Source organism: Klebsiella sp. TF21-TM, from assembly GCF_019753495.1.
Taxonomy (GTDB): Bacteria; Pseudomonadota; Gammaproteobacteria; order Enterobacterales; family Enterobacteriaceae; genus Klebsiella; species Klebsiella quasipneumoniae.
The window spans coordinates 148,356-161,271 of sequence record NZ_JAIJYL010000003.1 but is presented as its reverse complement, the minus strand read 5'-3'; the positions used below and the strand labels follow the sequence as shown (position 1 = coordinate 161,271).

The 12,916-nt window shown below is 55.7% G+C and carries 10 protein-coding genes; 4 read left to right on the top strand and 6 right to left on the bottom strand.

Annotated elements, in window-relative coordinates; translation table 11 throughout:
• Positions 1–2: 2 nt before the first annotated feature.
• From K5R89_RS04290 to leuL, 6 genes are all read right to left on the bottom strand, one after another.
• Positions 3–2,036 carry an FAD-dependent oxidoreductase gene (locus K5R89_RS04290; RefSeq protein WP_023291971.1) on the bottom strand — a complete coding sequence of 678 codons (2,034 nt, stop codon included), beginning with the start codon at positions 2,034–2,036 and terminating at the stop codon, positions 3–5.
• A 397-nt stretch (positions 2,037–2,433) separates the two neighbouring features.
• Positions 2,434–3,039 carry a 3-isopropylmalate dehydratase small subunit gene (gene leuD / locus K5R89_RS04285; protein ID WP_023291972.1) on the bottom strand — a complete coding sequence of 202 codons (606 nt, stop codon included), beginning with the start codon at positions 3,037–3,039 and terminating at the stop codon, positions 2,434–2,436.
• 10 nt (positions 3,040–3,049) lie between these two features.
• Positions 3,050–4,450, bottom strand: a complete 1,401-nt coding sequence (leuC, locus tag K5R89_RS04280) for a 3-isopropylmalate dehydratase large subunit (protein WP_023291973.1) — start codon at positions 4,448–4,450, stop codon at positions 3,050–3,052.
• Between the two features lie 2 nt (positions 4,451–4,452).
• Positions 4,453–5,544, bottom strand: a complete 1,092-nt coding sequence (leuB, locus tag K5R89_RS04275; RefSeq protein WP_023291974.1) for a 3-isopropylmalate dehydrogenase — start codon at positions 5,542–5,544, stop codon at positions 4,453–4,455.
• The gene (gene leuA, locus K5R89_RS04270) at positions 5,544–7,115 is read right to left on the bottom strand and encodes a 2-isopropylmalate synthase (protein WP_023291975.1); all 1,572 of its coding nucleotides are present in this window, start codon (positions 7,113–7,115) and stop codon (positions 5,544–5,546) included. Before leuA ends, leuB begins: the two co-directional genes overlap by 1 nt.
• Before the next feature lie 95 nt (positions 7,116–7,210).
• Positions 7,211–7,297, bottom strand: a complete 87-nt coding sequence (gene leuL / locus K5R89_RS04265; RefSeq protein WP_017901192.1) for a leu operon leader peptide — start codon at positions 7,295–7,297, stop codon at positions 7,211–7,213.
• A 614-nt stretch (positions 7,298–7,911) separates the two neighbouring features.
• On the opposite strand from leuL, the gene leuO reads away from it, so the two are divergent.
• The 4 genes from leuO to cra all read left to right on the top strand — a co-directional run bounded on the left by leuO (position 7,912) and on the right by cra (position 12,678).
• Positions 7,912–8,880: a transcriptional regulator LeuO gene (leuO, locus tag K5R89_RS04260; protein WP_072140386.1), complete on the top strand. Its 969-nt coding sequence runs from the start codon at positions 7,912–7,914 to the stop codon at positions 8,878–8,880.
• A 394-nt stretch (positions 8,881–9,274) separates the two neighbouring features.
• Complete coding sequence (gene ilvI, locus K5R89_RS04255; protein ID WP_101996214.1) at positions 9,275–10,999, top strand: acetolactate synthase 3 large subunit; 1,725 nt, start codon at positions 9,275–9,277, stop codon at positions 10,997–10,999.
• Positions 11,000–11,001: 2 nt separating this feature from the next.
• Entirely contained in the window at positions 11,002–11,493 is a 492-nt protein-coding gene (gene ilvN, locus K5R89_RS04250; protein WP_002888536.1) for an acetolactate synthase small subunit, read from the top strand.
• Between the two features lie 180 nt (positions 11,494–11,673).
• Positions 11,674–12,678 carry a catabolite repressor/activator gene (cra, locus tag K5R89_RS04245; protein WP_004145952.1) on the top strand — a complete coding sequence of 335 codons (1,005 nt, stop codon included), beginning with the start codon at positions 11,674–11,676 and terminating at the stop codon, positions 12,676–12,678.
• Positions 12,679–12,916 lie beyond the last annotated feature (238 nt).

Genomic DNA, 12,916 nt, shown 5'->3' with positions numbered 1-12,916 from the left:
CCTCAATAAGTTAGAAAGGGAATTCGTTGTGCTTCGCGGCTGCCCAGCGCACCCATGTCTTCGAGGGTGTCCAGCACGTTGCGGCCTTCGCGGATGCCGTCGATAATGCGTCGCGCCATCACGCTGTCGCCGATATTCATGATTTTGACGTTATTGGCATTGGCCCAGCGCTCGATCTCGTCGAGACCCGTCCGGTTGGCGCGCATCCCCAGGCAGACAAAGCCGTAGTCGAAGGGGATATCGAAGGTATGCTGTGTATTTTTCACTTGGAAATGGTCGGCAGCCACCGCCATCAGTTGCGTATTCATGTGCTGTTCGACCTGGTGCTCGTCGAGCATGGTCAACATGGCATTCCTGGTAATGATGTCGAGATCGCGACCGGCGGCGTCCTGCATTTCGATTAATACCGCTTGCGCGCCGCGAGCGGTAAAGTATTCGATGACGTCAAGGCCAACGGCGCCCGCGCCGACAACGGCGATGCGTTTGCCCTCGACATGGGTAAATTTCGCCAGATTGTCGATCATGCCGGTAATGGAAAAGACCTTGCCTTCCGCGGCGTCAATATTCTCCCGCAGTCCTGCAATAGGCGGCAGCAGGGGGGTTGAGCCGGTGGCATTGACGATCAGATGCGGACGCAGGGCGGAAACCGAGGCCACGTCTGCCCGTTTGCCGACCTGCAGCATCAGGTTGTCCAGCGCGGCGATGCGGTTTTTCATAAACTGCGGGAAATCCGCGATGCGTTTTTTCTCCGGCAGACGGGCGATATCGCTGGCGAGACCGCCGACGTGATTTTTCGCCTCCAGCAGCCAGGTGTGGCAGCCGACTTCCGCCGCGGTGCAGGCGGCCTCCATCCCGGCAGTGCCGGCGCCGATGACGACCACGTTCGTTTCGCGATTAACGCGCCGCGTTTTGTAGGTATCGCCGTGAATGATGTCCGGGTTAATTGAACAGCGCAGCGGGCGCGAGCGGGCGATGCGATGGTCGGCGCAGCCGATGTTGCAGGAGATGCATTTGCGCATCAGGCGTTCTTTACCGCTTTGCACCTTCTGCACCCACTCCGGCTCGGCAATTAGACCGCGACCAATGGCAATGAGATCGGCATCGCCGCTGGCGAGGATATCCTCGGCCACCTGCGGGGTACGGATATTGCCGGCGATGACCGTGGGCTTATGGAATTTATCGCGCACCGCGCGGGAGAGATAACGCTTCCAGCCATCCTCCAGCGACATCTGGTCGATTTGCAGATTCAGGTTGTCGTTCTGCGCCGCCGAGACGTTGATGATATCGACCTTCTCCTGGCAGAGCTCAAGGATGCGCAGAGAATCTTCGAGGGTATTGCCGCCCTTGAGGAAGTCGTCGGCGCTAATGCGCAGGCTGACCGGAAAACGCGGCCCGACGCAGGCGCGAACTTTATCGACAATCAGACTTAATATCCGGGTGCGGTTTTCGACGCTGCCGCCAAATTCATCGGTGCGCTTGTTAAATAACGGCGATAAAAACTGGCTAATTAAATAGGAGTGGCCGGCATGAATTTCGACGCAGTCAAAACCCGCGCGACGAACGCGCTCTGCGGCGTCACCGAATTTTTCCACCGCGTGATAAATTTCCTCATGGGTCATTGGCCGCGGAATATTACCGTGCTTTTTCGAGGGTGTCGTCGAGGAGGAGAGCGGTGTCTGACCTTCGAGGCGGTAGGCATAAGCCGAAGCGCCTGCGTGATTTAACTGAATGGATACGCAGGCGCCATGTTTATGCAGGGTCTCGGTTAATTTAAACAGCCGTGGGATATATTGATCGTTATCGATCCGCAGCTGGGTGGTGCCGTTGGAGGCGAAAGGAAAATCAATACAGATGTTTTCGATGGTGATAAGCCCGGTGCCGCCTTTGGCCCGCAGTTCGTAGTATTCCAGCTGTTCCTGCGAGACCTCGCCATTGAGCGTGGCCATATTGGTGCCCATCGGGGGCATAATAATGCGGTTTTTTAGCGTCATGCCGTTGATGGTCAACGGACTGAAAAGGTGCGGATAGTGGCTCATCTCTTCTCTCCACAGGAGGCCGGGAAGCCGCTATGCGGGGGCCCGGGCGTGTCCTTAGTTAATATTTCTCTGTGGGAAAAGATAGCGAGGCGAAAAATCGAAAAATAATGCTTTTTTTTGCTGTGAGCTATAGGGGTTCTCTATGAGATTAACGCTTTTTTCACATTTTTATATTTTTATATTAAACACTCGTACCTTATTTTTACTTGCAGTGAAGGGATAATACATAAACCGCGCAGGTCAGGGGGAGGAAAGCGGAATCATTCGTCTTTATCGCGTGGGGCAGGCCAACGTCATGGGCTGACGATCGGCGAAGCAATATTGTTTTTTGTGCGTGAGATCGCAATTTTCTGCCGCAATAAACTAAAAAGCCCGGTCAAATGACCGGGCGCGAAGATTAATTCATAAACGCCGGCAGCTTGTGCTCATAGTCGGAAATAGCCGCTTCATGTTGCAGCGTCAGGCCGATGCTATCCAGGCCATTGAGCATGCAGTGGCGACGGAAATCGTCGATCTTAAAGCTGTAGGTTTTATCCCCTGCCTTAACCACCTGCGCTTCCAGGTCCACTTCAAACGTAATGCCCGGGTTGGCCTGCACCAGTTTGAACAGCTCGTCGACCTGCTCATCGCTCAACGTCACCGGCAGCAGCTGGTTGTTGAAGCTGTTGCCATAGAAAATATCGGCAAAGCTTGGGGCGATAACGACTTTAAAACCGTAATCGGTCAGCGCCCACGGCGCATGCTCGCGCGAGGAGCCACAGCCGAAGTTTTCCCGCGCCAGCAGGATAGATGCGCCTTTGTACTCAGGAAAGTTCAGCACGAACTCCGGGTTCGGCTGTTGACCTTTATCGTCGAGGAAGCGCCAGTCGTTGAACAGGTGCGCGCCAAAGCCGGTGCGGGTCACTTTCTGCAGAAACTGCTTGGGAATGATCGCGTCGGTATCGACGTTTGCAGCATCCAGCGGAACCACCAGGCCGGTATGTTGGGTAAATTTCTCTGCCATGATGGTCTCCTTACTTCAGATTACGGATATCGGCGAAATGGCCGGTCACAGCTGCCGCCGCGGCCATTGCCGGGCTCACCAGGTGCGTGCGTCCGCCGCGGCCCTGGCGGCCTTCAAAATTACGGTTGCTGGTGGAGGCGCAGCGCTCGCCCGGGTTCAGGCGGTCGTTGTTCATCGCCAGACACATAGAGCAGCCCGGTAAGCGCCACTCAAAGCCGGCTTCGATAAAGATCTTATCCAGGCCTTCCGCTTCCGCTTGCGCTTTCACCGGACCGGAACCCGGCACCACCAGCGCCTGGACGCCCGGCGCCACTTTACGCCCTTTGGCGATTTCCGCCGCCGCGCGCAAATCTTCGATACGCGAGTTGGTACAGGAGCCGATGAATACTTTATCGATAGCCACTTCCGTCAGCGGAATGCCGGATTTCAGCCCCATATAGGCCAGCGCTTTCTCGGCGCTGGCGCGTTCCACCGGGTCGCTGAACGACGCAGGATCGGGGATATTATCGCTGACCGAAATCACCTGGCCCGGGTTGGTGCCCCAGGTCACCTGCGGGGCAATCTCAGCCGCCTGCAGCGTCACTACGGTGTCAAATGTGGCGCCGTCGTCGGTTTTCAGGGTTTTCCAGTACGCCACCGCATCGTCAAAATCTTTGCCTTTCGGCGCGTGCAGACGGCCGCGTACGTAATTGAAGGTGGTTTCATCCGGCGCGACCAGGCCCGCTTTCGCGCCCATCTCGATCGCCATGTTGCACAGGGTCATGCGGCCTTCCATGCTCAGATCGCGGATCGCTTCGCCGCAGAACTCCACCACGTGGCCGGTGCCGCCGGCGCTGCCGGTTTTACCAATGATCGCCAACACGATATCTTTGGCGGTGATGCCCGGCGCCGCTTTGCCTTGCACTTCGATTTTCATGGTTTTCGCACGACCCTGTTTCAGGGTCTGGGTCGCCAGCACATGCTCTACTTCGGAGGTGCCGATGCCGAAGGCCAGCGCGCCGAAGGCGCCGTGGGTGGCGGTATGGGAGTCGCCGCACACAATGGTCATCCCCGGCAGGGTAACCCCTTGTTCCGGGCCCATCACGTGAACGATGCCCTGGTACGGGTGGTTCAGGTCGTACAGCTCAACGCCGAACTCTTTACAGTTCTTAATCAGCTCCTGCATCTGAATGCGGGCCATCTCGCCGGACGCGTTAATATCTTTGGTCTGCGTCGAGACGTTGTGATCCATGGTGGCGAAGGTTTTACCCGGCTGGCGCACCTGGCGGCCGTGGGCGCGCAGGCCGTCAAAGGCCTGCGGGGAGGTGACTTCATGCACCAGATGGCGGTCGATATACAACAGCGGAGTTTCGTTTTGCGCCTCATACACCACGTGCGCATCAAACAATTTTTCGTATAACGTCTTCGCCATGATTACACCCCTTCTGCGACATAGCGGGCAATGATATCGCCCATTTCATCAGTGCTGACCGCTGCCGTGCCGCGCGCTAAATCGCCGGTACGAACGCCTTCCTCCAGAGCGCGGTTAATCGCGCTTTCAATCGCGCTCGCCGCCTCGTCAGCGTCGAGGCTATAGCGCAGCAGCAGCGCCAGGGAGAGGATCTGCGCGATCGGGTTAGCGATATTTTTGCCGGCGATATCCGGCGCCGAGCCGCCTGCTGGCTCGTACAGGCCGAAACCTTGTTCGTTGAGGCTGGCGGACGGCAGCATACCCATCGAGCCGGTGATCATTGCGCACTCGTCGGAGAGGATGTCGCCGAACAGGTTGGAGCACAGCAGCACGTCGAACTGGGACGGATCTTTAATCAGCTGCATGGTGGCGTTATCGATATACATATGCGCCAGCTCAACGTCCGGATACTCCTTGCCGATCTCGGTGACGATTTCGCGCCACAGAATGGACGACTGCAGGACGTTGGCTTTATCGATGGAGGTCACTTTGTGACGACGTTTACGGGCGGATTCAAACGCGATGCGCGCGATACGTTCGATTTCAAAGCGGTGATACACCTCGGTATCAAAAGCTTTCTCATGCTGACCGCTGCCTTCGCGACCTTTCGGCTGACCGAAGTAGATGCCGCCGGTCAGTTCGCGAACGCAGAGAATGTCGAAGCCGTTGGCGGCGATGTCGGCGCGCAGCGGGCAGAACTCTTCCAGCCCCTGATACAGTTTGGCCGGGCGCAGATTGCTGAACAGCTTAAAGTGTTTACGCAGCGGCAGCAGGGCGCCGCGCTCTGGCTGTTCTGCGGGCGGCAGGTGTTCCCACTTCGGGCCGCCGACGGAGCCGAACAGGATCGCGTCCGCCTGCTCGCATCCGGCGACGGTCGCCTGCGGCAGGGGAGTTCCCTGACGGTCGATGGCCGCGCCGCCGACGTCGTACTGGCTGGTGGTAATGTGCATGGCAAAACGTTGGCGCACGGCTTCCAGTACTTTCATCGCCTGGTTCATCACTTCCGGGCCAATGCCATCACCCGGCAAAACGGCAATATGGTAATTCTTCGACATTACACGGTTTCCTTATTGTTCTCTTTATTCTGAGCTTTGCGTTGCAATTCTTTTTCGACTTCGGCGGCGCGCCAGATGTTGTTCAGCACGTGAACCATCGCTTTGGCTGACGACTCTACGATATCTGTTGCCAGACCAACGCCGTGGAAACGGCGACCGTTGTAGTCAACGACGATATCCACCTGGCCCAGGGCGTCTTTGCCGTGGCCTTTCGCGCTTAAGCCATATTTCACTAATTCAATGTTGTAATCGGTGACGCGGTTAATCGCCTGGTAGATAGCATCAACCGGACCGTTGCCGTTGGCGGCTTCCGTTTTGATCTCATCCCCGCAGACCAGTTTGATCGAGGCGGTCGCGATATCGCTGGAGCCGGACTGAACGTTGAAGTAATCCAGGCGGAAATGCTCCGGCTCTTCCTGCTGCTTGTTGATAAAGGCCAGCGCTTCCAGATCGTAATCGAAGACCTGGCCTTTTTTGTCCGCCAGCTTCAGGAACGCGTCGTACAGGTGATCCAGGTTGTAATCGCTCTCCTGGTAGCCCATCTCTTCCATCCGGTGTTTCACCGCCGCGCGGCCGGAGCGGGAAGTCAGGTTCAGCTGCACCTGGTTCAGGCCGATGGATTCCGGGGTCATGATTTCGTAGTTTTCGCGGTTCTTCAGTACGCCGTCCTGGTGGATACCGGAGGAGTGGGCGAAGGCGCCGGTGCCGACGATGGCTTTGTTCGCCGGGATCGGCATGTTGCAGATCTGGCTGACGGTCTGGCTGGTGCGCCAGATTTCATGGTGGTTGATATTGGTGTGCACGTTCATGATGTCTTTGCGCACTTTAATCGCCATGATGACCTCTTCCAGCGCGCAGTTGCCGGCGCGCTCGCCGATACCGTTCATCGCGCCTTCTACCTGGCGGGCTCCGGCGTGGACCGCGGCGAGGGCGTTGCCGACGGCAATACCCAGGTCATCATGGGTATGGACGGAGATAATGGCTTTGTCGATATTCGGTACGCGCTCATACAGGCCGCTGATAATGTTGGCGTACTCGAACGGCATGGTGTAGCCGACGGTATCCGGAATATTAATGGTGGTGGCGCCAGCGTTAATCGCGGCTTCCACGACGCGAGCCAGGTCAGCAATCGGCGTACGGCCGGCGTCTTCACAGGAGAACTCGACATCGTTAGTGTAGTTGCGCGCCCGCTTCACCATATAAACCGCACGCTCAATGACCTCATCCAGGGTGCTGCGCAGTTTGGTGGCGATATGCATCGGCGAGGTGGCGATGAAGGTGTGGATACGGAACGCTTCGGCCACCTTTAAGGATTCCGCCGCCACGTCGATATCTTTCTCGACGCAGCGCGCCAGGGCGCATACGCGGCTGTTTTTGATGGTGCGCGCGATGGTCTGCACGGATTCAAAATCGCCCGGAGAAGAAACCGGGAAACCGACTTCCATCACGTCAACACCCATGCGCTCGAGGGCCAGAGCAATCTGCAGCTTCTCTTTGACACTCAGGCTTGCCTGTAACGCTTGTTCGCCATCACGTAAGGTCGTATCGAAAATAATGACTTGCTGGCTCATGGTTTGGATCCTTAGTCTGTGTCCTGGCGCCTTGTTGACGAGCATAAAAAAACCCGCGCCAAGGCGCGGGTTTTATAGTCTTGCTGGAAGATGACTTAACGCTGAACGTCGCCCAACAGCCTACCGCGCAAATGGCATGCGTTTAGTAGTAGTAGGCTGGTGATGCGAGTGGTGCGAATCATTGCGTCAAACTCCAGATGAAATCGTTATGCTTTTAGAGTTACTGGATAGCCGTTTCAAAGTCAACCCCTGGCATGGAAAAAGCGTTTTTGGTCCGCGGCGTGAATTAGCTAATTGTGCTGATGTTAGCCCTTTTTTGCCGAAGATCCTATTTTGGACCTGCGGGGGCGCACAGGGATATGTTTCATTTGAAAATGTACTTTGCATTAAAGGCCTCGCTCACGATGCGCCGCGAGCGAAGCGGTCAAAAATCGCTATCTGAATGAAATAATTATATTTATTTTTCGTGTGAATATGTCTACCCCTTAGCGGATCTTTTTTCAATGATAAATAGTTGTTAATTTTATGGGGTGGAAAATAAAATACTTTATTATTGCTTAAGTTACAGTTAACCATTGGTGTTGTTTTTATTTTCCTGGATTATGGTTAGACTCATCTTCATTAAGTAACTCATATTGTTTGAGCAGTTTATTTATTCCGGTGGTACCGGTTTGACACTGCCACTCATAGCCTTGATATATTCCTAAAATACACCTTTGCTATTTTGCAAATGTCATTGGCATGATAAATGATATTTTCGGCGCTAATTATAGCGGTTTAGTAAAGGGAATTCATCGTGACGGCGGAACTAGATATGTTAATTGAAAGTCCAGAATATAAATCAGCCCCCGGACAGGAAGTCGTAAAACCTCAACTACGGATGGTTGATCTCAATCTGCTTACCGTTTTTGATGCGGTTATGCAGGAACAGAATATTACCCGTGCCGCCCATACGCTCGGCATGTCTCAACCGGCGGTGAGCAACGCGGTTTCACGTCTGAAAGTGATGTTTAATGATGAGCTGTTTGTGCGCTATGGCCGCGGTATTCAGCCGACGGCGCGGGCCTATCAGCTGTTTGGCTCAGTGCGTCAGGCGCTGCAGCTGGTACAAAACGAATTGCCAGGCTCCGGTTTTGAACCCTTGAGCAGTGAGCGTGTTTTCAATCTGTGCGTCTGTAGCCCGCTGGATAACATCCTGACGTCGGTAATTTTTAATAAAGTCGCCGAAATCGCGCCCAATATTCATTTAGTCTTTAAATCAGCGCTTAATCAAAATACGGAACATCAGTTACGTTATCAGGAAACGGAATTTGTGATCGGTTATGAAGAGTTTCGTCGTCCTGAGTTTGCCTGTGTACCGCTATTCAAAGATGAAATGGTTCTGGTGGCTAGCCGCAACCATCCGCGTATCTCCGGACCGGTGATGGAGGCTGATATTTATCGCGAGGAGCATGCCGCGGTGGCTCTCGATCGGTATGCCTCATTCAGTCTGCCGTGGTATGACACGGCCGATAAACAAGCGCGCATCGCATATCAAGGTAATGCGATGGTCAGCGTATTAAACGTGGTGTCGCAAACGCAGATGGTGGCCATTGCGCCGCGCTGGCTGGCAAATGAGTTTGCCGATAAGTTAGCGCTGCAAATATTACCTCTGCCGCTGAAGGTGAATAGCCGGACCTGCTATCTCTCCTGGCACGAAGCGGCGGGTCGCGATAAGGGCCATCAGTGGATGGAAGAGCTGCTGGTGGATATTTGTCAGCGCTGAGCCGATGGCAATAAGCATGAAAGGGGCTTCGGCTCCTTTTTTTATATGATTTAATTACAATAATGCAGAATTTTATGCTGTTTACCCTTTCGGTTGCTCTCCGCCCGTTAACAAAAAATGGATCAATTCCTGCTATCGCGCCTTTTCTCCGAGTATTTACTATTCTCTTTTCTTATATCTGAAGCATTCCACCATATTTTCCTCTCTCCGCTTGTTTTTCTTCTTATTCTACTTAGAAAGCATCTCCGGTGGCGAATTGCCTGCCTGCTGGCGAGCAGTTATGGTAGTGGCATGCAGTCCATTCACCTCAGTGCGGAGGGGTACTCCTTCGCATCGTGCGAGCGCGCGGAAATTGAGTTCCGCTGTCGTAAAACAATAAGCCTGGAGGCAAACCATGGAGATGTTGTCAGGAGCCGAGATGGTCGTCCAATCGCTTGTCGATCAGGGCGTCAAGCAAGTATTCGGCTATCCCGGAGGCGCAGTCCTCGATATCTATGATGCGTTACATACCCTTGGCGGTATCGATCATGTGCTGGTTCGCCACGAGCAGGCGGCGGTGCATATGGCGGATGGCCTGGCGCGAGCGACCGGGGAGGTCGGTGTGGTGCTGGTGACCTCAGGGCCTGGGGCGACGAACGCCATCACCGGTATCGCGACGGCCTATATGGACTCTATCCCGCTGGTGATCCTCTCCGGGCAAGTGGCGACATCGCTTATCGGCTACGATGCCTTCCAGGAGTGCGACATGGTGGGGATTTCCCGCCCGGTGGTGAAGCACAGTTTCCTGGTGAAGCAGACCGAAGATATTCCCGGCGTGCTGAAGAAAGCCTTCTGGCTGGCGGCCAGCGGTCGCCCCGGGCCGGTGGTGGTCGATCTGCCGAAGGATATACTCAATCCGGCGAAGAAACTGCCGTACGTCTGGCCAGACGCGGTCAGCATGCGCTCGTATAACCCGACGACCAGCGGTCATAAAGGCCAGATCAAACGCGCCCTGCAGACCCTGGTGGCGGCGAGCAAGCCGGTCGTCTACGTCGGCGGCGGGGCGATCAATGCGCATTGCGAACCTCAGCTGCGCGAGCTGGTGGAAAAGCTGAAGCTGCCGGTGGCCTCCTCCCTGATGGGGCTGGGCGCTTTCCCGGCGACGCACTCGCAGGCGCTGGGGATGCTGGGCATGCACGGCACTTATGAAGCCAACATGACCATGCACCATTCAGACGTGATTTTTGCCGTCGGCGTTCGCTTTGACGATCGGACCACCAATAACCTGGCCAAATACTGTCCGAACGCGACTGTGCTGCATATCGATATCGATCCGACCTCAATCTCGAAAACCGTGCCAGCAGATGTGCCGATCGTCGGCGATGCCCGGCTGGTGCTGGAGCAGATGCTGGAGTTGCTGGAGCAGGAAGAGGCGCAGCAGCCGCTGGACGACATTCGCGACTGGTGGCAGCAGATTGAGCAGTGGCGCGCCCGCCATTGCCTGCGCTACGACGACCAGAGCGACAAGATCAAACCGCAGGCGGTGATAGAAACGATCTGGCGCCTGACTCAGGGCGATGCCTATGTCACTTCCGATGTGGGTCAGCACCAGATGTTCGCCGCCCTCTATTACCCCTTCGACAAGCCGCGGCGCTGGATTAACTCCGGTGGCCTCGGCACCATGGGCTTTGGCCTACCGGCTGCGCTGGGGGTCAAAATGGCTCTGCCGGACGAAATGGTCGTCTGCGTGACCGGTGACGGCAGTATCCAAATGAACATTCAGGAACTCTCTACTGCGCTGCAGTATGAGCTGCCGGTCCTGGTGCTTAACCTTAACAACCGCTATCTGGGGATGGTGAAGCAGTGGCAGGATATGCTTTATTCCGGGCGCCACTCGCAGTCCTATATGGAGTCGCTGCCGGACTTCGTTCGTCTGGCGGAAGCCTACGGCCACGTTGGGATCCGCATCAGCGAGCCGCAGGAGCTGGAGAAGAAGCTTGCAGAAGCCCTGGAGCAGGTGCGACAGCGCCGGCTGGTGTTTGTCGATGTCACCGTCGACGGCAGTGAGCATGTGTACCCCATGCAGATCCGCGGCGGCGGCATGGATGAAATGTGGTTGAGCAAAACGGAGAGGACCTGATTATGCGCCGGATATTATCGGTATTACTGGAAAACGAATCGGGCGCATTGTCCCGCGTTATCGGCCTCTTTTCCCAGCGCGGCTATAATATAGAAAGCCTGACTGTCGCCCCGACGGACGATCCGACCCTCTCCAGGATGACCATCCAGACCGTGGGCGATGAAAAAGCGATCGAGCAGATTGAAAAGCAGCTGCACAAGCTGGTGGATGTCCTGCGGGTCAGCGAGCTGGGGCAGGGGGCTCATGTCGAACGCGAAATCATGCTGGTGAAGGTCCAGGCCAGCGGTTACGGCCGTGAAGAAGTGAAGCGCAACACCGAAATCTTTCGTGGACAGATTATCGACGTGACGCCTTCTATCTATACCGTTCAACTCGCCGGCACCAGCGATAAGCTCGACGCTTTCCTGGCCTCCCTGCGCGATGTCGCTCGGATCGTGGAAGTAGCTCGCTCCGGCGTGGTCGGCCTGTCTCGCGGTGATAAAATCATGCGCTGAGGATCGGGAACTGATGCAAAAATAGCCCGGCAGCGACTGTCGGGCTTTTTTTTTGCGAAATCAGTAGGAACTGTAAGCGAAAGCGGTTGCTGCGCTAACTATTCTGCGCTTAGATGTTATAAAAAGGGTTCCATACCTGAATAATGGTTATGTTTGGCACTTCTTACCCAAGGGGCAATTGTGAAACTGGATGAAATCGCCCGGCTGGCCGGTGTTTCAAGAACCACCGCGAGCTATGTGATTAATGGCAAAGCGAAGCAGTACCGCGTAAGCGATAAAACGGTCGAAAAAGTGATGGCTGTCGTGCGAGAGCACAACTATCACCCGAATGCGGTCGCTGCTGGCCTGCGTGCAGGACGCACACGCTCTATCGGTCTGGTGATCCCGGATCTGGAGAACACCAGCTATACCCGCATTGCAAATTATCTGGAGCGGCAGGCGCGCCAGCGCGGCTATCAGTTGCTGATTGCCTGCTCGGAGGATCAGCCCGATAACGAAATGCGCTGTATCGAGCATCTGCTACAGCGCCAGGTGGACGCCATCATTGTTTCCACCTCGCTGCCGCCGGAGCACCCTTTTTATCAGCGCTGGGCTAACGATCCGTTTCCGATTGTCGCCCTCGACCGCGCCCTTGACCGCGAGCACTTCACCAGCGTCGTCGGCGCTGACCAGGATGATGCCGAGATGCTCGCCGCCGAGTTGCGGACTTTTCCCGGCGAAACGGTGCTTTATCTGGGCGCGCTGCCGGAACTGTCGGTGAGCTTCCTGCGCGAGCAAGGCTTCCGTAAAGCCTGGCAGGACGATCCGCGTGAGGTGCATTATCTCTATGCCAACAGCTACGAGCGAGAAGCGGCGGCCCAGCTGTTTGAGAAATGGCTTGAAACCCATCCGATGCCGCAGGCGCTGTTCACCACCTCTTTCCCGTTGCTGCAGGGCGTCATGGATGTGACGCTGCGCCGTGAGGGTAAACTGCCTTCCGAGCTGGCGATCGCCACCTTCGGCGATAATGAGCTGCTCGATTTCCTGCAGTGTCCGGTACTGGCCGTGGCCCAGCGCCATCGCGATGTCGCTGAGCGGGTGCTCGAGATCGTCCTCGCCAGCCTCGATGAACCGCGCAAGCCGAAGCCGGGCCTCAGCCGTATTCGTCGTAATCTTTATCGCCGCGGCAGCCTGAATCGCCGTTAAGGGCGCAATATCGTCAGCACCCAGGATTATTCCTGGCAGGCCTGCCAGAGAGCAGGCCGCTGGCGATAAATCAGGCAACTGACGTCCAGAATGCAAAACTGAATATATTTCAGACAAATCCCTAAACTTCTTTACGCGTTATTTTGTTTTATTCGCTGGCAATCGTTTTGCGACTCAAAACGGGACACAAAAAATGATTGTGCCGGCTTTAATTGTATTATTTTGTTACATTCACCAG

Coding starts and splice junctions, on each gene's coding strand:
- K5R89_RS04290 (WP_023291971.1), bottom strand. CDS start 2,036: ATGAGCCACTATCCGCACCTTTTCAGTCCGTTGACCATCAACGGCATG.
- leuD (WP_023291972.1), bottom strand. CDS start 3,039: ATGGCAGAGAAATTTACCCAACATACCGGCCTGGTGGTTCCGCTGGAT.
- leuC (WP_023291973.1), bottom strand. CDS start 4,450: ATGGCGAAGACGTTATACGAAAAATTGTTTGATGCGCACGTGGTGTAT.
- leuB (WP_023291974.1), bottom strand. CDS start 5,544: ATGTCGAAGAATTACCATATTGCCGTTTTGCCGGGTGATGGCATTGGC.
- leuA (WP_023291975.1), bottom strand. CDS start 7,115: ATGAGCCAGCAAGTCATTATTTTCGATACGACCTTACGTGATGGCGAA.
- leuL (WP_017901192.1), bottom strand. CDS start 7,297: ATGATTCGCACCACTCGCATCACCAGCCTACTACTACTAAACGCATGC.
- ilvI (WP_101996214.1), top strand. CDS start 9,275: ATGGAGATGTTGTCAGGAGCCGAGATGGTCGTCCAATCGCTTGTCGAT.
- ilvN (WP_002888536.1), top strand. CDS start 11,002: ATGCGCCGGATATTATCGGTATTACTGGAAAACGAATCGGGCGCATTG.